The following is a 22072-nucleotide window of genomic DNA, read 5'->3' as shown; positions in this document are numbered from 1 at the left end:
CGCCTCCCAGGCGCTCAGTCCACCAGGCCGCGGACCACCGCGTCGGCCAGCAGCCGCCCGCGCAGCGTGAGTGCGGCCCGCCCGCGGTCGTACGCCTCGGGGCGGAGCAGGCCGTCCTCCAGCGCGCGGCCGGCGGCGCGCGCCCCCTCGGGGGCGAGGAGGTCCAGAGGACAGCCGTCGACGAGCCGCAGCTCCAGCAGGACCCGTTCCAACCGACGGTCGTCGGCGGTCAGCACCTCCCGTCCGGCGCCCGGCGTACGCCCCTCCGCGAGGGCCTGGGCGTACGCGGCCGGGTGCTTGACGTTCCACCAGCGGACCCCGCCGACGTGGCTGTGCGCGCCCGGACCGGCGCCCCACCAGTCGCCACCGGTCCAGTACAACTCGTTGTGCCGGCAGCGGGCGGCGTCGTCCGTCGCCCAGTTGGAGACCTCGTACCACCGCAGGCCCGCCGCGCTCAGTGTCTCCTCGGCCTGGAGGTAGCGGTCGGCGTGCTGGTCGTCGTCGGTGGGTGGGATCTCGCCGCGGCGAATCCGCCGGGCCAGCCGGGTGCCTTCCTCGACGATCAGCGCGTACGCCGAGACGTGGTCGGGGCCGGCGGCCAGCGCGGCGTCCAGCGAGGCCCGCCAGTCGTCCTCGGACTCGCCGGGGGTGCCGTAGATCAGGTCCAGGCTGACCTGCTCGAAACCCGCCGCGCGTGCCTCCGCGACGCACGCCTCCGGGCGACCGGGCGTGTGCGTACGCTCAAGGACCCGCAGCACGTGCTGTCGGGCACTCTGCATGCCGAAGGAGATCCGGTTGAAGCCGGCCGCGCGGAGCTTCTCCAGCGAGGCCGGGCCCACGGACTCCGGATTCGCCTCCGTGGTGATCTCGGCGTCCGGCGCCAGTCCGAACTCCGCGCGGAGCACGTCCAGGAGATGGCCGAGATCCGCCGGGGGCAGCAGGGTGGGAGTGCCGCCACCGACGAAGACGGTCCTGATCGAACGGGGGTCGTCGCCGAGCACCTTACGGGCCAGCCGCAGCTCTTCCGCCAGATTGGCGGCGTAGGTCTCCCTGGACGCCCGGGTGCCGTCGGCGCCGGTCAGCTCCTCGGCGGTGTAGGTGTTGAAGTCGCAGTAGCCACAGCGGGTGGCGCAGTACGGCACGTGCAGATAGAAGCCCAGCGGGCGGGAGGTGGCGCTCTCGAGGGCGTGGTCGGGGAGCGAGCCGTTCTCGGGGACCGGCTCGCCGTCGGGTAGTGCGGAGGGCATGAACGCCATTGTCCGGCATCGTCACCCGAAGGCGTGGCCCCGTATCCCAGCTGGTGCGTGTACCTCCGAGGAGCGTTACTCTGAGTGCACACGGAGTGGGAGGGCGAAGCGGTGACAGCCATTGATGACCGGGCGATACAGCTCTTCGAACAACTTGAGGTGCCGGAGGGGTACAAGGCTGAGCTGTTGCGGGGGGACATCGTGATGATGGCCGGCTCGGACTGGGTGCACAACAAGATCGTGCAGTCCGTGGCGGACCAGATCCCGCCCGCGCGGTGGGATCGACTACAGACGCAGGACATCGCCATTCCCGGCGAGGCCAGCGAGCCGCAGCCAGGCCTCGTGGTGCTGGACCCAGCTGCGTTCGAGGGGCCGGGGCGGCTGATTCCGGCCCCTGCGGTGACACTGGTTCTGGAGGTCGTCTCGAGGAACAGCGTCGATCGGGACTATCGGCTGAAGCGCTCGATCTACGCCGCTGGTGGCGTGCCGGCGTATCTGGTGATCGATCCGCTGTCGGGTCGTTGCGTGCTGTTCACGGAGCCGGCCGGTGTTGGAGCGGCGGCTGACTACCGGGTGGAGCGGATCTCCAAGTTCGAGGAGCCGATCCCGCTTGAGTCGCTGGACGTCACGCTCGAGACGTCCTCGTTCCGTACCCAGCCCTGACCCTGCCGGTCCCGCTGCCGCGCGGGTCTCAGCCCGGGTGCCCGTCGGGCGGCGCCGTCACGAAGTCGATCAGCTCCTCCACCCGCCCCAGCAGTTCCGGTTCCAGGTCCTTGTACGACCCCACCGCCCCCAGCAGCCGCTGCCATGCCGCGCCCGTGTTGTCCGGCCAGCCCAGGGCTCGGCACACGCCGGTCTTCCAGTCCTGCCCGCGCGGCACCCGGGGCCATGCCTCGATCCCCGCCGAGGCCGGCTTCACTGCCTGCCAGATGTCGATGTACGGATGCCCCACGACCAGCACGTCCTCATGAGTCACCTGGGCAGCGATGCGCGACTCCTTCGACCCCGGCACCAGGTGGTCCACCAGTACGCCCAGCCTGGCGTCCGGGCCCGGACCGAACTCCCGCACCACGCCCGGGAGATCGTCCACCCCCGCGAGGTACTCCACCACCACGCCCTCGATCCGCAGGTCGTCTCCCCAGACCTTCTCCACCAGCTCGGCGTCGTGCCGCCCCTCGACGTAGATCCGCCCGGCGCGCGCCACCCGTGCCCGGGTGTCCGGCACCGCGACCGAGCCCGAGGCGGTGCGCCCCTTCCCCGCGGGGGAAGTCGGGGTGGCGGCGCGTGGCCGTACGAGAGTCACCGGCTGGCCCTCCAACAGGAAACCCCGTGGCTCCATGGGGAAGACCCGGTGCTTGCCGAAGCGGTCCTCCAGGGTGACGGTGAGGCCCCGCGCCGTCTTCTCACAGCGGATCACCGCCCCGCAGAAGCCGGTGCTGACCTCCTCGACCACCAGTCCGGGTGCGGCGGTCACCTCGGTGGCGGTCTTCCGGCGCTTCCAGGGTGGGGTGAGATCCGGGTCGTAACTGCGGCTGCGCATGCGCCCATTCTTCACCCGGCACCGAACCGCCGAGCCAGGTGGTCGCGTTGAGCGCGTACGAACGCCGCGTCCACCACGGCGCCGTGCCCGGGCACGTAGGCGGCGTCCGGGCCGCCGAGCGCCAGCAGCCGGTCCAGGGCCTCGGGCCAGCGGCTGGGGCGGGCGTCCGCCCCGGCCTGCGGCGGGCCGGACTCCTCCACGAGGTCACCGCAGAAGACCGTCTCAGCTTCGCCAGGGGTGTGGCCCGGCACGAACACGGCCAGATCGTGTCCCGTGTGTCCTGGGCCGACGTTGGCGAGCAGCACCTGCCGACCGCCACCGAGAGACAGGGTCAGCTCGCCGGACACGGCGTGCCTCGGCCGTACGAGGACGTCGGCCGCCTCCGCCGCGGCTTCCCGTCCCAGACCGTGCCGGACGGCCTCCTCGTACAGCGAGACCCGGCCGGCCGAGCCGAGGAGCGTGTCCACCCCCACCGCGCCGTACACCCGGGCGCCGGCGAAGGCGGCGGCACCGAGCACATGGTCGAAGTGGGCATGGGTGAGTGCCAGTTGGGTCACCGGCAGGCCGAAACGTTGCCGTACGGCGTGCCGGACGGCGGCGCCCTCGCGCAGGCTCGACCCGGCGTCGACGACGAGTACTCCGTCGGCCCCGGCGACGGCGCCGACCGTCGCGTCCCAGCGGGGGAGCCGGAAGCGTACGACTCCGGGCGTGAGTTCTTCCGGGGGAGCGCGCACACCGGGACGCTATCCGGCCCGCGGCCCTCGCGCATCCCGCGGCCCTCGCGCATCCCGCGTCCGGCGTCTGGCACTCGGCGGCCCGGCGTCCGGCGCGGGGGTGCCCTCGCGATCACCCGCCGTGCTCGCCCGCGCCCACCCTTGCCCCCCGCACGGCATCCGGCCGTACACTTGCTCCGGTGACTGGCACTCCCCGGTCGTGAGTGCCAGGCCGCGGGACCGGAGCCGCTTGTGAAGGAGGTGCGCGGATGCTCGGTGAACGAAGACTGGAAGTGCTGCGCGCCATCGTTCAGGACTACGTCGGCACGGAGGAGCCGGTTGGTTCCAAGGCGCTGACCGAGCGGCACAACCTGCAGGTCTCCCCAGCCACGGTCCGTAACGACATGGCGGCGCTGGAGGACGACGGCTTCATCGCGCAGCCGCACACCAGCGCCGGGCGGGTGCCGACCGACAAGGGCTATCGGCTCTTCGTCGACCGGTTGGCCGGAGTCAAGCCGATGACCTCACCGGAGCGCCGCGCCATCCAGAACTTCCTGGACGGCGCCGTGGACCTGGACGACGTGGTGGGGCGTACGGTCCGGCTGCTGGCGCAGTTGACCCGCAAGGTCGCGGTGGTGCAGTATCCCTCGCTCACCCGCTCCACCGTGCGGCACGTGGAGCTGCTGTCTCTGGCGCCGGCGCGGCTGATGCTGGTGCTGATCACCGATACGGGGCGGGTCGAGCAGCGGTTGGTCGACTGCCCCGCGCCGATCGTCGACAACACCGTCGCGGACCTGCGTGCCCGGCTGAACAGCTGCATCGCCGGTCAGCGCTTCGCGGAGGTGCCGCGGCTGGTGCAGGACCTCCCGGAGGGCTTCGACGCGGAGGACCGTGGCACGATCTCGGCGGTGCTCGCCACGCTGTTGGAGACACTGGTCGAGGAGACCGAGGAGCGGCTGATGATCGGCGGCACCGCCAATCTCACCCGCTTCGACCATGATTTTCCCCTCACCATCCGGCCGGTGCTGGAAGCACTGGAGGAACAGGTCGTCCTGCTCAAACTCCTGGGGGAGGCCACCGACTCGGGCATGACCGTGCGAATCGGTCATGAGAACGCCCATGAGGGCCTGAGTTCCACATCGGTGGTATCGGTCGGCTACGGTTCAGGCGAAGAGGCGGTCGCCAAGCTCGGCGTGGTCGGGCCGACCCGGATGGACTACCCCGGAACGATGGGAGCGGTACGCGCAGTGGCACGTTACGTCGGACAGATCCTCGCGGAGTCGTAAGTGGCGACGGACTACTACGCGGTCCTCGGCGTGCAGCGGGACGCCTCGCAGGACGAGATCAAGAAGGCCTTCCGCCGGTTGGCGCGGGAACTCCACCCGGACGTCAACCCGGACCCGAAGACCCAGGACCGCTTCAAGGAGATCAACACCGCCTACGAGGTGCTGTCCGATCCCCAGAAGAAGCAGGTCTACGACCTCGGTGGCGACCCGGCCTCGGCTGCCGGTGGCGGCGGGGCCGGCGGTTTCGGCGCGGGCTTCGGGAACTTCTCCGACATCATGGACGCCTTCTTCGGTACGGCCTCGCAGCGCGGACCGCGTTCGCGTACCCGTCGGGGTCAGGACGCCATGATCCGGCTCGACGTCGAGTTGGACGAGGCCGCCTTCGGCACGACCAAGGACATCCAGGTCGACACGGCGACGGTCTGCGGCAGTTGCAGCGGCGAGGGCGCCGCCCCCGGGACCTCCGCGCAGACCTGTGACATGTGCCGGGGCCGTGGGGAGGTCTCCCAGGTCACCCGTTCCTTCCTGGGCCAGGTCATGACCTCCCGCCCCTGCCCGCAGTGCCAGGGTTTCGGCACGGTGGTGCCCACCCCGTGCCCGGAGTGCGCGGGAGACGGCCGTATCCGCTCGCGGCGTACGCTCACCGTCAAGGTGCCGGCCGGTGTCGACAACGGCACCCGTATCCAGCTCGCCGGCGAGGGCGAGGTCGGCCCGGGCGGCGGGCCCGCGGGCGACCTCTACGTGGAGATCCACGAAGCGTCGCACCCCACCTTCCAGCGTCGTGGCGACGACCTGCACTGCACGGTCACCATCCCCATGACGGCCGCCGCGCTGGGCACCAAGGTGCCGCTCGAGACGCTGGACGGCAAGGAAGAGGTGGACATCCGGCCCGGCACCCAGTCCGGCCAGTCGATCCCGCTGCACGAGCGTGGTGTCACACACCTGCGCGGCGGTGGCCGGGGCCAGCTGATCGTGCACGTCGAGGTGTTGACGCCGACCAAGATGGACACGGAGCAGGAGGAGTTGCTGCGCCAGCTCTCCCAGATGCGCGGTGAGGAGCGGCCGGAGGGGCACTTCCAGCCCGGGCAACAGGGGCTGTTCTCCCGATTGAAGGATGCCTTCAACGGCCGCTGAGCCCCAAACGTCCGCTGAGGCCCAGCAGTACACGGATCCCCGGACACCGGCGTCCCGTCTCGGCGCGGGCGGGGAGGTGCGGGGCGCGGCCGCGTGACAGGATGACGTCATGGCCGCTGGGACAGCGCTCGCTGACTTCTCCGAACACCCCCTCGTGCAGGCTCCGATGGCCGGCGGTGCCGCCGGTCCGGAGCTGGCCGCGGCGGTGGGCGAGGCCGGCGGCCTCGGTTTCCTCGCCGCGGGTTACAAGACGCCGGAGGCGATGTACGGGGAGATCCGACAGCTGCGCGGGCTGAACGACCGGCCGTTCGGCGTGAACCTCTTCCTGCCGCAGCCGGACAACGCCGACCCGGCCGCGCTGCGGGGCTACCGCGAGCAACTCGCCGGAGAGGCCAGGTGGTACGAGACGCCGCTGGGAGACACCGACCAGGGCGCTGACGACGCCTTCGAGGGCAAGTTGGCCGTACTGCTCGAGCACCCGGTGCCGTTGGTCTCGTTCACCTTCGGCTGCCCCGCTCCGCAGGTCCTCGAACGCCTCGCCGGACTGGGTACGTTCACCGTGGTCACCGTCACCTCGGTCCCCGAGGCTCAGCAGGCGGAGGCAGCCGGTGCCGGCGCGGTGTGCGTGCAGGGTGTGGAGGCCGGCGGGCACCACGGCTCGTACGAGGACGATCCCGAGTTGGACGGCACCGGTTCACACAGCGCGCTGCTGCCGCTGCTGACCCGGATCAAGGAGACGGTGCGGCTTCCCATGATCGCCTCCGGCGGGCTGATGCGGGGCGGACAGGTCGCCGCCGTGCTGGCCGCGGGTGCGAGCGCGGCGCAGTTGGGCACCGCGTTCCTGGCGTGCCCGGAGTCCGGGGCCAGTCCGCTGCACAAGCGGGCCCTGACGGACCCGCTGTACGGCCGCACCGAACTCACCCGGGCCTTCTCCGGCAGACTCGCCCGCGGGCTGGTCAACCGCTTCGTGCGGGAGCACGGACCGTACGCGCCCGCCGCGTATCCACAGGTCCACCACCTCACCGCCGGGCTGCGAAAGGCCGCGGCGCGTGTCGGTGACCCGCAGGGCATGGCGCTGTGGGCGGGTCAGGGCCACCAGCTGGCGCGGGATCTGCCGGCCGGGCAGCTGGTGGAGGTGCTCGCGGCCGAACTGTCCGTGGCCCGGGAGGGCATGACCGAGCGAGGCGTCGCGTGACCGCTCCGATGTTCGTCGCCGCCCCGCAGGCGCTCGCCGCCGGCCGTCTCCTCCTGGACGGGCCCGAGGGGCGGCACGCGGTGTCCGTACGCCGCGTGAAGCCCGGTGAGGAGATCACGCTGACCGACGGTGAGGGCACCGGCGCGGACGCCACGGTGCTCTCGGTCGAGGGCAAGGACCGGCTGACAGCCGAGGTGACCCGGGTGCGCACGGAACCGCCGCCACGGCCCCGGCTGACCGTGGTCCAGGCGCTGCCCAAGGGAGAGCGGGGTGAGTTGGCGGTGGAGACCATGACGGAGACCGGTGTGGACACCATCGTGCCCTGGGCGGCCTCCCGTTGTGTCACCCAGTGGCGGGGCGAGCGCGCCGCGAAGTCGCTCGAGAAGTGGCGGCGTACTGCGCGGGAGGCGGGCAAGCAGGCGAGAAGACTGCGCTTTCCGCACGTCGCGGAGCCGATCGGGGGGACGGAGCCGGCCCGCTGGCTGGCGGCCGCCGCGTTCGGTGCCGTACTGCACGAGGAGGGTGGGCTCCCGCTCGCCGCCGCCGAACTGCCGGCGGAGGGTGACATCGTGCTGGTGGTGGGTCCGGAGGGCGGGATCAGCCCGGCCGAACTGGGGGCGTTCGCCGAGGCGGGTGCCCAGCCGTACCGGCTCGGCCCGAGCGTGCTGCGCACCTCCACGGCTGGTACGGCCGCCGCGGCGCTGCTGATGGGGCGTACGGGACGCTGGGGTGGCGCCTGAGCATGTGGTGGTACCGGCGTCGGCGCGCCAGCGTCAGGCCGGCACCAGGGTCATGGCCGTACGCCCGTCCGCGGGGTGCGGAGCCGAGCGCGCTGGTCGGTTGCCGGTAGCATCCGGTGCGTACGGATTCCTCATCGACAGCGGGAGGCGCCACAGTGGCGGGAGAACCGCAGGCCGACTGCCTGTTCTGCAAGATCGTGGCGGGTGAGGTGCCCGCTACCGTCGTACGGGACACCGAGACCACCGTGGCGTTCCGGGACATCAACCCACAGGCCCCCGTCCACGTGTTGGTGATCCCGAAGGCGCACCACCGGGACGCGGTGACGTTGGCCACCGAGGCACCGCAGGTCGCCGCGGACGTGTTGCGGGAGGCGGGCGAGGTGGCAGCGCTGGAGAAGCTCGCGGTGTCCGAGGGCGGCCCCGGCACGGGCTACCGGGTGGTCTTCAACACCGGTACGGGCGCCGGACAGACCGTCTTCCACGCGCACGCCCACGTCCTCGGCGGGCGCGGCCTCGACTGGCCGCCCGGCTGACCGGGGTGACCGCTGTTGTCCGTACGCGAACTGGTGGTACTCGGCACCGCCAGCCAGGTCCCGACCCGGCACCGCAACCACAACGGCTACGTCCTGCGCTGGGACGGCGAGGGCATCCTCTTCGACCCCGGCGAGGGCACCCAGCGTCAGATGCTGCGGGCCTCGGTGGCCGCACACGACCTCAACCGGATCTGCGTCACCCACTTCCACGGTGACCACTCCCTCGGACTGGCCGGAGTGATCCAGCGCATCAACCTGGACCGGGTGCCGCATCCGATCACCGCGCACTTCCCGGCCAGCGGCCAGCGCTTCTTCGACCGCCTGCGGTACGCGACGGCCTACCGCGAGACGGTGCCGCTGCGCCCGGCGCCCGTACTGCGTTCCGAAGTGCTGTACGAGGGACCGGCGTACGCCCTGAGCGCGCGCCAACTCTCGCACCCCGTCGAGTCATTCGGCTACCGACTGGAGGAGCCGGACGGTCTCAGGATGCTGCCGGAACGGCTCGCGGGGTACGGGATCAGCGGCCCGGACGTCGGGCGGCTACGACGCGAGGGCGCGCTCCGTGGCGTCACGCTCGAGCAGGTCAGCGTGCCCCGCCGGGGGCAGCGCTTCGCGTTCGTCATGGACACCCGGATGTGCGCGGGCGTGGAGGAACTGGCCGAGGGCTGCGACCTGCTGGTGATCGAGTCCACCTTCCTGGACGAGGACGCCACGCTCGCCGGCGAACACGGCCATCTGACCGCCGGACAGGCCGGCCGGGTCGCCGCGGACGCGGGCGTACGGCATCTGGTGCTCACGCACTTCAGCCAGCGTTACCCGGACCCGGAGGCGTTCGTACGCCAGGCGCGTGCCGCCGGATTCGAGGGGGAACTCACGGCTGCCCGGGACCTGGACCGCATCCCGGTGCCCAAGCGCCGCTGAGCCACCGTGCCGGACGCGTGCCAGCTGGGGTCACTCGTCCCGGGGACGAGCCGAGCGTGGAGCACGCCGTGGCCGCCCGTTCTACGATGATGGTCGCGAACCAGTCCCGGGAGGCGTGCATGTCCGCAGCCGCAGTCGAGCGTCCATGTGACGGCGAGCGTGGGGAGGGCCTGTTGCGGCAGGCTCAGCGACTGCGGTCAGAGCTGCCGGCGGGCTATCGCGTCGAGATCATCGGGGGCCAGATCACCGTGACACCACCGCCGGACGGGCCGCACGCGGAGGCCCTGACGGATCTGACCTTCGCGCTCGCCGAGCTGCACGGTGCGCACACCCGGGTGCTCCAGGGCGCCGGCGTATGGCTTCCCGGCGGCCCAGCCGACTTCGCCGTGCCTGACCTCTCGGTGGTCGACGCCGACTACCGAGAGCACCTGCGTGAGAACAACTGCTATGACCCGATCGCCTTCCGCATGGTTATCGAGGTCACGTCCACCAACTCCGCCAATGACCTGCGGGCCAAGGTGGTGGCGTACGCGGTAGCCGGGATTCCGCTTTATCTGATCGTCGACCGTAAGCACAGTCGGCTCCACGTGCTGAGCGACCCGCACATCAGTGAATACCGCGGTCATCGGGTGCACGCGCCGGGGGAACACGTCACCCTGCCCGGCTCCGTGAGTGCTGCGGTAACCCTGTCGGTCACGTCGGTCCTGCACGCCGGCAGCTGACCAGGCGGGGCGCTTCCCCGGCCCGCGCGAGGCTGGCCGGCCGACAGGCTGGCGTCAGAAGCCCAGTCGACGCAGCTGCTTCGGATCGCGCTGCCAGTCCTTGGCGACCTTGACGTGCAGGTCGAGATAGACCGGGGTGCCGAGCAGCGCCTCGATATGGACCCGGGAGGTGCTCCCGACCTCCTTCAGCCGCCTGCCCTTGGGGCCGATCACGATGCCCTTCTGGCTGGGCCGTTCGATGAAGATGTTCGCGTGCACGTCCAGCAGCGGCTTGTCCCGCGGCCGGTTCGGCCGCGGGCCCATCTCCTCCACCACCACCGCGATGGAGTGCGGCAGTTCGTCGCGTACGCCCTCCAAGGTCGCCTCCCGGATCAGCTCGGCGACCATCACCCGCTCCGGCTCGTCCGTCAGCTCCCCGTCCGGGTACAACACCGGCCCCTCCGGCAGCAGCGGGACGAGGAGGTCGGCCAGCAGACCGACCTGGTGTCCGTCCACCGCCGACACCGGGACGATCTCGGACCACCCGATGCCCAACTCTTGCCCGAGCCGTTCGACCGCGAGCAACTGCGCGGCGAGCGCCGGCGGATCGACCAGATCCGACTTGGTGACAACGGCGACCTTCGGCGTCTTGCGGGACTCGGCCAGCTCCTGGGCGATGAATCGGTCACCGGGGCCGATCTTCTGGTCGGCCGGCAGGCAGAAGCCGATGACGTCGACCTCGGCCCAGGTGCTGCGGACGACGTCGTTGAGGCGTTCGCCCAGCAGCGTGCGGGGCTTGTGCAGACCCGGAGTATCGACGAGCACCAACTGCGCGTCGTCCCGGTGCACGATGCCGCGCACGGTGTGCCGGGTGGTCTGCGGGCGGGTCGAGGTGATGGCGACCTTGGTGCCCACCAGCGCGTTGGTCAACGTCGACTTGCCCGCGTTGGGCCGGCCGACGAAGCACGCGAAGCCCGAGCGGTGCGTGTCCGCGGGGGTGTCGGAGGCAGGAGGGGGTGCGCTCATACGGAACATTGTCCCCGATGGCGCGCGGCGCCCCGGACCGGGTGGAGAGCCGGCCGCCGCGGGTGACCGTACGGCCCCGGTGCGGGTGACCGTACGGGCCTCACGACGACGCGCACCGGCCCGGGTCCAGCGACGCAGAAGGTCCGGCCCGGGCCCGCGTCAGCCGACCAGCGTCGTGGTGTGCGGCACCCCGTCCGGCCCGGCGAGCAGCACGGGCGTGCCTTCGCCCCCCAAGTCCCGTACGGCGTCCAGGTCATCGGTCGGCAACCGCTCCACCGCCGAGACGACGGCACCCGCCTCCAACGAGCGCGCGCCGGAGGCCACCGCCATCGCGACGGCCGTACGCAGCGCGCTGAGCCGTAGCGAGGGCAGATCCACGGTGCCGGCGACGTACGTACGGCCGGTGTCGTCGCGAACCGCCGCGCCCTCCTGCACGGCGTTCCGTGCGCGGGTGCTGCGGGCGAGGGTGAGGAGCTTGGCGTCTTCCGGGTCCAGGGCGTCGTCACTCATACGCGGGAGCATATGCGTCCGGGCCGAGCGGACGGGAACGGCCCCGTCCGCTCGCTCCTCAGCGGTCCGACACGGCCGCGGTCCTCTCCTCCTCGGCCTCTCGGACCGAGGCGTCACGCACCGGTTCCACCAACACCGTGACGATGCGGTTCCGGCGCCCGGTCGGTGACTCAGCGGTCAGCCGCAGGGCGGTGAGCGTCGGGTCGGAGCGGTCCTGGGTGGCGTCGACCGTGGTGCTCGCACCCGGGATCGGCACCCGGCCCAGCGACTTGGCCAGCAGCCCGCCGACCGTCTCCACATCGTCGTCGTCCAGCCCGGTCAGGTCGTACAGCTCCTCCAGGTCGTCCAGACCGAGCCGGGCGGTGACCCGGTAACTGCCCTCGCCCAGCTCCTCCACCGGTGGCAGTTCGCGGTCGTACTCGTCGGTGATCTCGCCGACGATCTCCTCCAGGATGTCCTCGATGGTCACGACGCCAGCGGTGCCGCCGTACTCGTCGATCACCACCGCGACGTGCGTCCGGTCCCGCTGCATCTCCCGCAGCAGATCGCCGGCGTTCTTCGTGTCCGGCACGAAGGTGGCCGGCCGCATCGCGGCGGACACCAGCTCGGACTCGGCCTCGCGGTTGATGTGCACCTTGCGGGCGAGGTCCTTGACGTAGACGATGCCCAGCACGTCGTCCTCGCTCTCCCCGACGACCGGAATCCGGGAGAAGCCGGAGCGCAGTGCCAGGGTGAGGGCCTGCCGGAGGGTCTTGTACCGCTCGACCGTGACCAGGTCCGTACGCGGCACCATCACCTCGCGCACGAGCGTGTCCCCGAGCTGGAAGACCGAGTGCACCATCTTGCGTTCCTCGGCCTCGATCAGCGACTCCTGCTCCGCCATGTCGACCATCGCCCGCAGCTCCGCCTCACTGGCGAACGGGCCGCGACGGAAGCCCTTCCCGGGAGTCAGCGCGTTGCCCAGCAGGATGAGCAGCTGCGGGAGGGGTCCGAGCACCCGCGCGAGCGGCACCAGGACGTAACTGGCGGCGATCGCCGTGCTGAGCGGGTGCTGCCGGCCGATGGTCCGGGGCGAGACGCCCACCGCGACGTAGGAGACCAGCACCATCACGCCGATCGCGAGGGAGAGCGCCTCCCAGGTGTGCGCGAAGTAGCCCAGGCTGGCGTACGTCACCAGCACCCCGGCCGCCATCTCGCTGGCGACCCGGAGCAGCAGCGCGAGGTTGAGGTAGCGGGTCGGGTCCGCGGCGACGTGGGCGAGCCGGTTGGCTCCCCGCCGGCCCGAGCGCACCACCTCGTCCGCCCGGAAGCTGGTGGTGCGTGCCAGGCCGGCCTCCGCGCAGGCGGCCAGCCACGCCACCACCACCAGGGCGACCGCCGCGGCGACGAGTTGGAGGTTCATGACGTCGTGGTCGGGGTCGGCGAAGGGCCTTCCAGGCCCTGCTCGGCGCGCCAGCCGTCGACGATCGCCGCCTGTAGTCCGAACATCTCGGCCCGCTCACCGGGCTCCTCGTGGTCGTACCCCAGGAGGTGCAGCACGCCGTGCACGGTCAGCAGGTGCAGTTCCTCGGCCATGGTGTGGCCGGTGGGCGCGTCGGCCCCCTGCTTCTCGGCCACCTCGGGGCACAGCACGATGTCTCCGAGGAGCCCCTGCGGCGGTTCCTCGTCGTCCCGGCCGGGCGGCCGCAACTCGTCCATGGGGAAGGACATCACGTCGGTCGGGCCGGGCAGATCCATCCACTGCAGGTGCAGCTGTTCCATCGCCTCCGCGTCCACCGCGATGACGGACAGCTCCGCGAGGGGGTGGATACGTAGCTTGGTCAGGGCGTATCGGGCGATGTCGAGAAGCGACTGCTCGTCGACCTCTCGCCCGGACTCGTTGTTGACATCGATCGACATGGGTGTGGGATTCAGTGGCTTCCGTTGCTCTGGTGTCTGTCGTCTCGCGCACCGCGTGTCGCGTCGGTCTCGCCGTTCGGTGTGCTGCCGGAGCCGTCGCGCACGTCGTAGCGCTCATAGGCGTCAACGATCCGCCCCACGAGTTTGTGCCGCACCACGTCCCTGCTGGTGAGCGTGGAGAAGTTCACGTCCTCCACGTCCTCCAGGATGTCCCGCACCTGCCGCAGGCCGCTCCTGGTGCCGCCTGGCAGGTCGACCTGGGTGATGTCGCCCGTGACGACGATCTTCGAGTCGAAGCCGAGCCGGGTCAGGAACATCTTCATCTGCTCCGGATTGGTGTTCTGCGCCTCGTCCAGGATGATGAAGGCATCATTGAGGCTTCTGCCCCTCATGTATGCCAGCGGTGCGACCTCGATCGTGCCGGAGGTCATCAGCCGGGGGATGGAGTCGGGGTCGAGCATGTCGTGCAGCGCGTCGTAGAGCGGGCGGAGGTACGGGTCGATCTTCTCGTAGAGCGTGCCGGGGAGGTATCCCAGCCGCTCGCCCGCCTCGACGGCCGGCCGGGTCAGGATGATCCGGTTGACCTGCTTGGACTGAAGCGCCTGCACCGCCTTGGCCATCGCGAGATACGTCTTGCCGGTGCCGGCCGGGCCGATCCCGAAGACCACGGTGTGCTTGTCGATCGCGTCGACGTACTGCTTCTGGTTGAGCGTCTTGGGCCGGATGGTGCGGCCCCGGTTGGAGAGGATGTCCTGCGTGAGCACCTGGGCGGGTGCGGAGTGGCCGCCCTCCGCACCCGACTCCGACTCCCGCAGCATCGCGATGGTGCGCTCGACGGCGTCCTCCGTCATGGGCTGGCCCGTCCGCAGCACCAGCATCATCTCGTCGAACAGCCGCTGAACCAGTGCGACCTCTTCCGGGGCGCCGGTCGCGGTGACCTCGTTTCCCCGGACGTGGATGTCGGTCTCCGGGAACGCCGTCTCGATCACCCGCAGCAGCGAGTCGCCGGATCCAAGCACCGTGACCATCGGATGTTTGGCCGGCACGGTGAACCGTGCGGTGCCCTGGCTGGCGTTCTCTTGGGTGGTGGTTGTCTGCGTCATGGGCGGCCTGCGCGGCCTACTTCATCCCTCTCTGGGGGCTGCGTGGATCGTGCACCACCCAGCTTACGCCCGGTCACCGACAAGCCCGACGGGTTTTCCGGGGCTCACTCGCCGCCCGCCGCTGCCGCCCCGCCGTGTGCGTCCGGCGTCCCGGCCGGGCCCCGTCCCGTCCGTAGCTGCCCCGGCCCGTCCTCACGCGCGGAAGCCGATCGTCGGTACGGCCCGGCGCAGCGGCCACGCTCGCGCGCAGCCCGGCAACAGCCCGTCCAGGAAGCCGTACCGCTGCCGCAGCGCGGTCGGGTCCTGGTCGTCGTACGACCGCACGTGCTGGTACCAGGCGGCGATCTCCACCCAGCCGGGAGCGGACAGCGAGCCGCCGAACTCCTGCACCGACAACGCCGCCGTCAACCCCGCGCAGGCCAGCCGGTCGGCCAGCGGCCAGCCCGCCAGAGTGCCGGTGACGAAGCCGGCGACGAAGACGTCCCCGGCTCCGGTGGTGTCCAGCGCCGGCACCCGGATCGCCGGCACCTCGGCGTCCTCCCCGGTCCGCCCGTCCACGGCGTACGCGCCCTCCGCGCCCATCGTCACCACGGCGAGCGGCACCCGCTCCGCCAGCTTGTGGGCGGCGGCGCGCGGGCAGTCCGTACGGGTGTAGCGCATGGCCTCCACGGCGTTCGGAAGGAACGCCTCGCAGTGCTCCAGGCCGCGCAGCGCGTCCAGTTCCCAGCGGCCGGTGTCATCCCAGCCCACGTCCGCGAAGACGCGGCTGCCCTGGTCGGCGGCGGTGGCGATCCAGTCCTGGCGTTCGTCGGGCACCAGGGAGGCCACGCAGGCGCGCGCCGGGGGCGGGCCCTCCCGCGCGTGCTCCGGCACCCGGTCCGCGGGCGGCGTCTCGTGCCCGTGCGAGACCATCGTGCGCTCGCCCTCGTACGCCATGGACACGGTGACCGGGGAGTGCCAGCCGGGCACGGTGTGCGACATCGACAGGTCGATGCCCTCGCCCAGCTCCAGCTCCTCCCGGCAGTAGTCGCCGTACATGTCGTCGCCGAACTCGGCGGCCAGCGAGGTCCGCAGGCCGAGGCGGGCCAGCGCGGTGGCCATGTTCGCCACGCCGCCTGGGCTGGATCCCATGCCGCGGGCCCAGGACTCGGTGCCGCGTACGGGCGCCGCGTCCAGCCCGGTGAAGATGATGTCCAGGAAGACGGTGCCGGTGAGGTACACGTCGCAGTCCGGGTCCTGCGGCGCGCGTACGGCGGCGAGCGGGTCCAGCCGGCCGGAACTCTTCGGCAGCCGGCTCCCGGGAGGCATCGTGTCCTCGCCGCCGAGCCTCTCGTACCTCTGCGCCGTCCGGTCCGGTGTCTCGGGCGTGCTCACCGTGCTTCTCCCTGTCGTGCCGTACGCGGCGGGCGCCGCACGGCCAGTCTGCCTCGCCGCCGGCTCCGGGGCGCTTCCGCGGCGGCCGCGACTGCCGGGAGGGCCGAGACTCCGGAGCGGTCGCGCCGGTTTGGTCACGTCGGGCGGGTGATCCCGTGCGCGTCATCCCGTACGCGTGCGTCGTGCGCGTGGGCCGTGCGCGTACGGACCGCCGTACCGCACGCGTACGGGTCTGCTCCCGTACGCGTGCGGTGGCGTGGGTCCGGCGAGGACACCGCTGGTCGGTCCAGGCGGATCAGTGCCCGCGGGCCAGCCAGTCCGGCACGCCGGGGGACTCCTCGCCGATCGTGGTCGAGTCGCCGTGCCCGGGACGCGCGATCGTGTCGTCGGGCAGCGTCAGCAGTCGGTTCCGGATCGACTCGACGATGGTCGGGAAGTCCGAGTACGACCTTCCCGTGGCGCCCGGCCCGCCCTGGAAGAGGGTGTCTCCGGTGAAGACGGTGCCCAGCTCCGGGGCGTGCAGACACACGGCGCCGGGCGCGTGCCCGGGAGTGTGCAGCACGGTGAGGTCCGTGCCGGCCACGGTCAGCACCTGGCCGTCGGCCAGTTGGCCGTCCGGGTGCCGGTCCGGGTGCGTCATCCGCCACAGCGGTTCGTCGTCCGGGTGCAGCAACACCGGCGCTCCGGTGCGTTCCGCCAGGGCGGGGGCGGCGTCGACGTGGTCGTTGTGCCCGTGCGTGCACACGATGGCGCGCAGGGTACGCCCGCCCACTGCCTCGGCGATGGCGTCGGCGTCGTGCGCGGCGTCGATCACGACGGCCTCCGTGTCGTCACCGATGATCCACACGTTGTTGTCCACCTCCCAACTGCCGCCGTCCAGCCTGAAGGTGCCGGAGGTGACCAGGTGGTCGACGCGGCAGCCCGGCATCAGAACATCACCACCGAGCGCAGTACCTCACCGGTGTGCATCTTCGCGAACGCCTCCTCGACCTGGTCCAGGTTGATCTTCTCCGTGACGAACGGTGCCAGATCCAGCCGCCCCTGTCGGTGCAGGTCGATCAGCATCGGGAAGTCCCGGGACGGCAAGCAGTCGCCGTACCAGGAGGACTTGAGGGAACCGCCCCGTCCGAAGACGTCCAGCAGCGGCAGCTCCAGTTTCATGTCCGGGGTGGGCACTCCCACCAGTACCACCGTCCCGGCCAGGTCGCGCGCGTAGAAGGCCTGTTCGTACGTCTCCGGCCGGCCCACCGCCTCGATGACGACATCGGCGCCGAAGCCGCCGGTCAACTCGCGTACCGCGGTGATCGGGTCGGTCTGCCGGGAGTTGACCGTGTGGGTGGCGCCCAGCTCGCGCGCGGTGGCGAGCTTCCGGTCGTCGATGTCGACGGCGATGACGCGGGCCGCCCCGGCCAGCCTGGACCCCGCGATCGCCGCGTCCCCCACGCCGCCGCAGCCGATGACCGCCACCGAGTCGCCCCGGGAGACCTGGCCGGTGTTGATCGCCGCGCCGATGCCGGCCATCACCCCGCAGCCGAGCAATCCGGCCACCTCCGGGGCGGTCTCCGGCACCTTGGTGCACTGTCCGGCGGCGACCAGTGTCTTCTCGGCGAACGCGCCGATGCCCAACGCCGGGGACAGGGGCGTGCCGTCGGTCAGCGTCATGGGCTGCTCGGCGTTGTGCGTGTCGAAGCAGTACCAGGGGCGCCCCCGGGCGCAGGCTCGGCACTGCCCGCACACCGCGCGCCAGTTGAGCACCACGAAGTCGCCGGGGGCCACCTCGCTGACGCCCTCCCCGACGGACTCGACCACGCCCGCGGCCTCGTGTCCCAGGAGGAAGGGGAAGTCGTCGTTGATGCCGCCCTCGCGGTAGTGCAGATCGGTGTGGCACACCCCGCACGCCCGCACCTCGACCACCGCCTCGCCGGGCCCGGGATCGGGCACCACGATGGTCTCCGTACGGACGGGTTGGTCCTTGCCCGGAGCGATGACTCCGCGTACGTGCTGGGTCATGGTCAGGCGCCCTCCTTGAGGACTCGGGTGATCAGAGCGCGCTGGGCGGTACTGAGCCGCGGGTCGGCGCAGTACGTGGCGGTCCCGTCGCACTCGATCTCGTAGTGGAATCCGTCCGGTACGCCGAGCGGGCGTTCCCGCCGGCCCTCGGCCAGCGCGTGCTGGGCGAGGGTGGTCAGCTCCTCGGCGTCCGTGCGGTGTTGGGTTTCGAGCGTCGCCCGGCGGGACTGTCCGCCGAAGCCGCCGCTCCGGGTGACGGTGATGCGCATGTGCCCATCCTCGCGCGGCCGGCGGCGGAACTTAAGGGGCCTCGCCGTTCTCGATCGTTTCACCGGGCGGGCGGCTCCGGGGGCGCTCCGGGGGCGTACGCCGACGCGCGGGGACGTCCCGTCCCGCATGGTGATACGCCCCCGGCGGTGACCGGGTGCTTCGGTTAGCGTGGGGACATCATGCGCTTCGGAACGCTCCTCCTTAGCTGCCGCGGCGAGGGTCTGTAGTCGTACGGCCGACCCCCTCCCCGCGGAGATCGGTGCTGTCATCCGTCGGCCTCTCTCAGCCCCGAAGAGTCCAGCCACCGAAGAGTCCAGCGACTGGAGCCGCGTCTCATGTCTGCCCCGAGCGATCGTTCCGAGACCCCTGCCGTACGCCCCACGAGCCCCGCGCGCCCCGGCGGCGCCGCCTCCCGGGTGCACCCGGCCACCCCCGTCACCGCCGCGACCGTGCGCCAGCGGCCCTCCGGGATGCCCGTACACCGTTACACGCCGTACGAGAGTGTCGACATCCCGGACCGTAACTGGCCCCAGCAACGCGTCACCCAGGCGCCGCGCTGGCTGTCGACCGACCTGCGGGACGGCAACCAGGCACTGATCGACCCGATGTCGCCGGCCCGCAAGCGTGCGATGTTCGACCTGCTGGTGTCCATGGGCTTCAAGGAGATCGAGGTCGGCTTCCCCTCCTCAGGCCAGACCGACTTCGACTTCGTGCGCTCCATCATCGAGGAGGACGCCGTTCCGGAGGACGTCACCCTCTCGGTGCTCACCCAGGCGCGCGAGGATCTGATCGAGCGCACCGTCGAGTCGCTGCGTGGCGCCCGGAGCGCCACGGTGCACCTGTACAACGCCGCCGCGCCGGTCTTCCGCAGGGTGGTCTTCCGGGGCTCCCGGGAGGACGTCAAGCAGATCGCGGTGGACGGCACCCGCTTGGTGATGGAGTACGCCGACAAGCTGCTGGGCCCCGAGACCGTGTTCGGCTACCAGTACTCCCCGGAGATCTTCACCGACACCGAGCTGGACTTCGCCCTGGAGATCTGCGAGGGCGTGATGGACGTATGGCAGCCGGAGGAGGGGCGCGAGATCATCCTGAACCTGCCGGCCACCGTGGAGCGTTCCACCCCCTCGACGCACGCGGACCGTTTCGAGTGGATGGGCCGGCACCTCTCCCGCCGGGAGCACGTCTGCCTGTCGGTCCACCCGCACAACGACCGGGGAACCGCCGTCGCGGCGGCCGAGCTGGCGCTGATGGCCGGCGCCGACCGGGTGGAGGGCTGCCTGTTCGGACAGGGCGAGCGTACGGGGAACGTCGACCTGGTGACGCTGGGCATGAACCTCTTCTCCCAGGGTGTGGACCCGGAGCTGGACTTCTCCGAGATCGACGAGATCCGGCGGACGTACGAGTACTGCAACCAGATGGAGGTGCACCCCCGCCACCCGTACGTCGGCGACCTGGTGTACACCGCCTTCTCCGGCTCCCACCAGGACGCCATCAAGAAGGGCTTCGAGGCGCTGGAGGCCACCGCGGCGGAGCGGGGGAGCGCGGTCGAGGACATCACCTGGGAGGTGCCGTACCTGCCCATCGACCCGAGGGACGTCGGCAGGTCGTACGAAGCCGTCATCCGGGTCAACTCGCAGTCCGGAAAGGGCGGTGTGGCCTACGTCCTGCAGCAGGAGCACAACCTGTCGCTGCCGCGGCGGATGCAGGTCGAGTTCTCGAAGCTCATCCAGGAGCGGAGCGACAGCGACGGCGGCGAGATCACACCGGCGGCCATCTGGGCGGCGTTCCAGGACGAGTACCTGCCGGTGCCGGAGCAGAGCTGGGGCCGTATCGCGCTGCGTTCGGCGCAGACGTCCACCACCAGCCAGGGCCAGGACGCCCTCACCGTGGAGGCGACGGTGGACGGTCAGGACACCGTGCTGACCGGCGCCGGCAACGGCCCGCTGGCGGCGTTCTTCGACGCGCTGCGGGACGCTGTCGAGGTGGACGTACGGCTACTGGACTACGTCGAGCACACGATGAGCGAGGGAGCCGGGGCGCAGGCGGCGGCGTACATCGAGTGCGCCGTCGACGACAAGGTGCTGTGGGGAATGGGCATCGACGCGAACATCGTCCGGGCGTCCATCAAGGCCGTGGTCTCCGCGGTGAACCGCGCCGCTCGGCCGTGAGCCGGTGAGCTGAGCACACGTCCCGTCGGGACACCCGTGCGGGTGCGCGGGGGTCCCGACGGGGTTGCGGGACGATCCTTCCCCGTTCCGCGCGTCGGTCGGGACCCCCGCGGAACTCGGCACCCTCAACCAGCGGCGTGCCGCGCGCGCCCGAGGATGTCGCGGGCCTCCTGGGCGTGACCACCGCGCGCGATGACGTCGTACCGGGTCGCCGTGAGAGCCCGGGTGGACGCGAAGTCGCGTCGACCGCCGGTCGCCGCGTGCCCGGCGAAACCGAAGACCGCTCCCCACACGGCGCCGATCAGCACCCCGCCGAGGATCAGTCCGAGCCAGACCGGACCTGCCGTGAACAGCCCCACCAGCAGCCCGATGAACAGCCCGAACCAGGCTCCGCTGGCGGCGCCCGCGCCCGCCGCCTTGCCCTTGGTGAGTCGCCCGGTGACATGCTCGACGAGCTTCAGTCCGCTGCCGACGATGTCCACGTACTCCACCGGGAAGTGCTCGTCCGACAGATGGTCGACCGCCTCCTGCGCCTCTTCGTACGCGTCGAAGCTGGCCACCGTGTTCCACTGGTCGGTGACCGGGTTCCTGGGCGTCGGGTCGATCTGCGACATCTCCGCTCCTCCTCGGGAGGTCAGTGCCCCACGGGTGTCCCGTCCCGCCCGCTCCATGCGCGACCTCGGGCGGCGTGTCCGGGCCGGCGGGCGCGCTCGCGCGTACGGGGGCCGTCGGCGCCGGTTTCCACAGGGGGCTGACGGATACTGGCGGATGTGGTTAACATCACGTCCATTCCCGGCGATGTTGCCGAAGCGTGCTGGAGGTGCGGATGATGCGTTCCCGTGGTGGGCGAGACGGGCCCGCGCGCGTCGCGGGCATCCGCACGAGGTGGCACACCGTCGGCGATGGTGACTTCTTCTGCCCGGAGTGTGGTGGTGACCGCGGCTATCGACGGCGCACCGGGCGGCGCAGATTCGTCCTGCTGGGCCTGCCGCTGCTGCCGCGCGGGGCGGCGGCGACGGTGGTCGAATGCGCGGCCTGCCGGGGCCACTTCGGCCTGGAGGCGCTGTCCGAGCCCACCACCGGACGGCTTTCGGCGATGCTTCGGGACGCGACGCACTCCGTCGTACTGGCCGTCCTCGCCGCGGGTGGCGGCGGCTCACGTGTCAGCCGCGAGGCGGCTGTCGCAGTTTTGCGCGACGCTGGATACTCCGATTGTGCGGAGGATCAGCTGATCACCCTGCTCGCCGCGCTCGAGGCGGAGCGGCGCCCGACGGCCGGCGAGGGCGCGGTCGTACCCTCCGCCGCCGGTGTTGAGGTGGCCCAGGTCCTGCGCCCGTTGGCTCCGCATCTGGCGGCCTCGGGCCGGGAGGCGCTGCTGCTGCGGGGGGCGGTGGTCGCGCTCGCCGACGGCCCGTACGTCGCGGCGGAGCGGGAGGTGTTGGAGACGGTCGGCGAGGTCCTCAGCCTGCGGGGAGGGGACATCGAGCGGCTGCTCGCCACCGCGCGCACCCCTTCCTGAGCGCTTTCTCCCCTTCCCGAGTCCCCTGCCCCTTCCGCGGCACGGGCCGTGCGGCTCGGGTGAGCCTGGGCCGGGGCTCATGGGCGCCCGCGCCGGCGGCTCACCGGCCTGCCCGGCCACCGTCCTTCCGGGCCGTCTCGGCCCTCTCCGGCGCGGGCCCGCGGCGTACCGCGCCCGGCGCGG

23 protein-coding genes are annotated in these 22072 nt (G+C 71.6%); 10 read left to right on the top strand and 13 right to left on the bottom strand.

Going from position 1 to position 22072, the window contains the following annotated elements:
* Positions 1-14: 14 nt before the first annotated feature.
* Entirely contained in the window at positions 15-1247 is a 1233-nt protein-coding gene (gene hemW, locus AN216_RS14600) for a radical SAM family heme chaperone HemW (RefSeq protein WP_070197304.1), read from the bottom strand.
* Positions 1248-1358: 111 nt separating this feature from the next.
* Here hemW and AN216_RS14595 point away from each other — a divergent pair, with 111 nt between their 5' ends.
* On the top strand, positions 1359-1910 hold the full coding sequence (locus tag AN216_RS14595) for a Uma2 family endonuclease (RefSeq protein ID WP_070197303.1): 552 nt from the start codon (positions 1359-1361) through the stop codon (positions 1908-1910).
* A gap of 28 nt (positions 1911-1938) precedes the next feature.
* Here the strand turns inward: AN216_RS14595 and AN216_RS14590 are convergent, their stop codons facing one another.
* Positions 1939-2787, bottom strand: coding sequence for a DUF3097 domain-containing protein (locus AN216_RS14590; protein WP_070197097.1), 849 nt, complete (start codon positions 2785-2787; stop codon positions 1939-1941).
* Positions 2788-2798: 11 nt separating this feature from the next.
* Positions 2799-3521 carry an MBL fold metallo-hydrolase gene (locus tag AN216_RS14585; RefSeq protein WP_070197096.1) on the bottom strand — a complete coding sequence of 241 codons (723 nt, stop codon included), beginning with the start codon at positions 3519-3521 and terminating at the stop codon, positions 2799-2801.
* 248 nt (positions 3522-3769) lie between these two features.
* On the opposite strand from AN216_RS14585, the gene hrcA reads away from it, so the two are divergent.
* The 7 genes from hrcA (at position 3770) to AN216_RS14550 (ending at position 10031) form a co-directional block, all read left to right on the top strand.
* Entirely contained in the window at positions 3770-4786 is a 1017-nt protein-coding gene (hrcA, locus tag AN216_RS14580) for a heat-inducible transcriptional repressor HrcA (protein WP_070197095.1), read from the top strand.
* Positions 4787-5920, top strand: coding sequence for a molecular chaperone DnaJ (gene dnaJ / locus AN216_RS14575; protein ID WP_070197094.1), 1134 nt, complete (start codon positions 4787-4789; stop codon positions 5918-5920).
* A 109-nt stretch (positions 5921-6029) separates the two neighbouring features.
* Complete coding sequence (locus tag AN216_RS14570) at positions 6030-7115, top strand: nitronate monooxygenase (RefSeq protein ID WP_070197093.1); 1086 nt, start codon at positions 6030-6032, stop codon at positions 7113-7115.
* Positions 7112-7855, top strand: a complete 744-nt coding sequence (locus AN216_RS14565) for a 16S rRNA (uracil(1498)-N(3))-methyltransferase (protein WP_070197092.1) — start codon at positions 7112-7114, stop codon at positions 7853-7855. Before AN216_RS14570 ends, AN216_RS14565 begins: the two co-directional genes overlap by 4 nt.
* Positions 7856-8010: 155 nt before the next feature.
* The gene (locus AN216_RS14560; protein ID WP_070197091.1) at positions 8011-8388 is read left to right on the top strand and encodes a histidine triad nucleotide-binding protein; all 378 of its coding nucleotides are present in this window, start codon (positions 8011-8013) and stop codon (positions 8386-8388) included.
* Positions 8389-8403: 15 nt separating this feature from the next.
* Positions 8404-9309 (top strand): ribonuclease Z, encoded by a 906-nt coding sequence (locus tag AN216_RS14555; RefSeq protein WP_070197090.1) that lies wholly within the window; start codon positions 8404-8406, stop codon positions 9307-9309.
* A gap of 119 nt (positions 9310-9428) precedes the next feature.
* A complete protein-coding gene (locus AN216_RS14550; protein WP_070197302.1) occupies positions 9429-10031 on the top strand; it encodes a Uma2 family endonuclease in 603 nt (200 codons plus the stop codon).
* Between the two features lie 54 nt (positions 10032-10085).
* On the opposite strand, the gene era is transcribed toward AN216_RS14550, so the two are convergent.
* The 9 genes from era to AN216_RS14505 form a co-directional block, all read right to left on the bottom strand.
* Positions 10086-11036, bottom strand: coding sequence for a GTPase Era (era, locus tag AN216_RS14545; protein ID WP_070197089.1), 951 nt, complete (start codon positions 11034-11036; stop codon positions 10086-10088).
* 159 nt (positions 11037-11195) lie between these two features.
* Positions 11196-11546, bottom strand: a complete 351-nt coding sequence (locus AN216_RS14540; RefSeq protein WP_070197088.1) for a cytidine/deoxycytidylate deaminase family protein — start codon at positions 11544-11546, stop codon at positions 11196-11198.
* 58 nt (positions 11547-11604) lie between these two features.
* Complete coding sequence (locus AN216_RS14535) at positions 11605-12948, bottom strand: hemolysin family protein (RefSeq protein ID WP_070197087.1); 1344 nt, start codon at positions 12946-12948, stop codon at positions 11605-11607.
* Positions 12945-13445, bottom strand: a complete 501-nt coding sequence (gene ybeY, locus AN216_RS14530; RefSeq protein WP_070197086.1) for an rRNA maturation RNase YbeY — start codon at positions 13443-13445, stop codon at positions 12945-12947. Before ybeY ends, AN216_RS14535 begins: the two co-directional genes overlap by 4 nt.
* An 11-nt stretch (positions 13446-13456) precedes the next feature.
* Positions 13457-14548, bottom strand: a complete 1092-nt coding sequence (locus tag AN216_RS14525) for a PhoH family protein (RefSeq protein WP_070197085.1) — start codon at positions 14546-14548, stop codon at positions 13457-13459.
* Positions 14549-14740: 192 nt separating this feature from the next.
* Positions 14741-15856 (bottom strand): PfkB family carbohydrate kinase, encoded by a 1116-nt coding sequence (locus AN216_RS14520; RefSeq protein ID WP_070197301.1) that lies wholly within the window; start codon positions 15854-15856, stop codon positions 14741-14743.
* A gap of 361 nt (positions 15857-16217) precedes the next feature.
* Positions 16218-16850, bottom strand: a complete 633-nt coding sequence (locus tag AN216_RS14515) for an MBL fold metallo-hydrolase (protein ID WP_070197084.1) — start codon at positions 16848-16850, stop codon at positions 16218-16220.
* Entirely contained in the window at positions 16850-17932 is a 1083-nt protein-coding gene (locus AN216_RS14510; RefSeq protein WP_070197083.1) for an S-(hydroxymethyl)mycothiol dehydrogenase, read from the bottom strand. The genes AN216_RS14515 and AN216_RS14510 overlap by 1 nt, the downstream gene beginning before the upstream one ends.
* A gap of 2 nt (positions 17933-17934) precedes the next feature.
* Positions 17935-18201 carry a protealysin inhibitor emfourin gene (locus tag AN216_RS14505; protein ID WP_070197082.1) on the bottom strand — a complete coding sequence of 89 codons (267 nt, stop codon included), beginning with the start codon at positions 18199-18201 and terminating at the stop codon, positions 17935-17937.
* Positions 18202-18537: 336 nt separating this feature from the next.
* Between AN216_RS14505 and leuA the strand changes: the two genes are divergently transcribed.
* Entirely contained in the window at positions 18538-20370 is a 1833-nt protein-coding gene (gene leuA / locus AN216_RS14500) for a 2-isopropylmalate synthase (protein ID WP_079166591.1), read from the top strand.
* A 125-nt stretch (positions 20371-20495) separates the two neighbouring features.
* Here leuA and AN216_RS14495 read toward each other — a convergent pair whose 3' ends face one another.
* Positions 20496-20984, bottom strand: coding sequence for a YflT domain-containing protein (locus tag AN216_RS14495; RefSeq protein WP_070197080.1), 489 nt, complete (start codon positions 20982-20984; stop codon positions 20496-20498).
* Between the two features lie 215 nt (positions 20985-21199).
* Between AN216_RS14495 and AN216_RS14490 the strand changes: the two genes are divergently transcribed.
* Positions 21200-21889, top strand: a complete 690-nt coding sequence (locus tag AN216_RS14490; RefSeq protein ID WP_420855744.1) for a TerB family tellurite resistance protein — start codon at positions 21200-21202, stop codon at positions 21887-21889.
* The last annotated feature ends 183 nt before the right edge of the window (positions 21890-22072 follow it).

It is taken from the genome of Streptomyces oceani (genome assembly GCF_001751245.1).
In the GTDB taxonomy this organism is placed as follows: domain Bacteria; phylum Actinomycetota; class Actinomycetes; order Streptomycetales; family Streptomycetaceae; genus Streptomyces; species Streptomyces oceani.
This window is presented reverse-complemented; position numbering and strand designations above follow the sequence as displayed.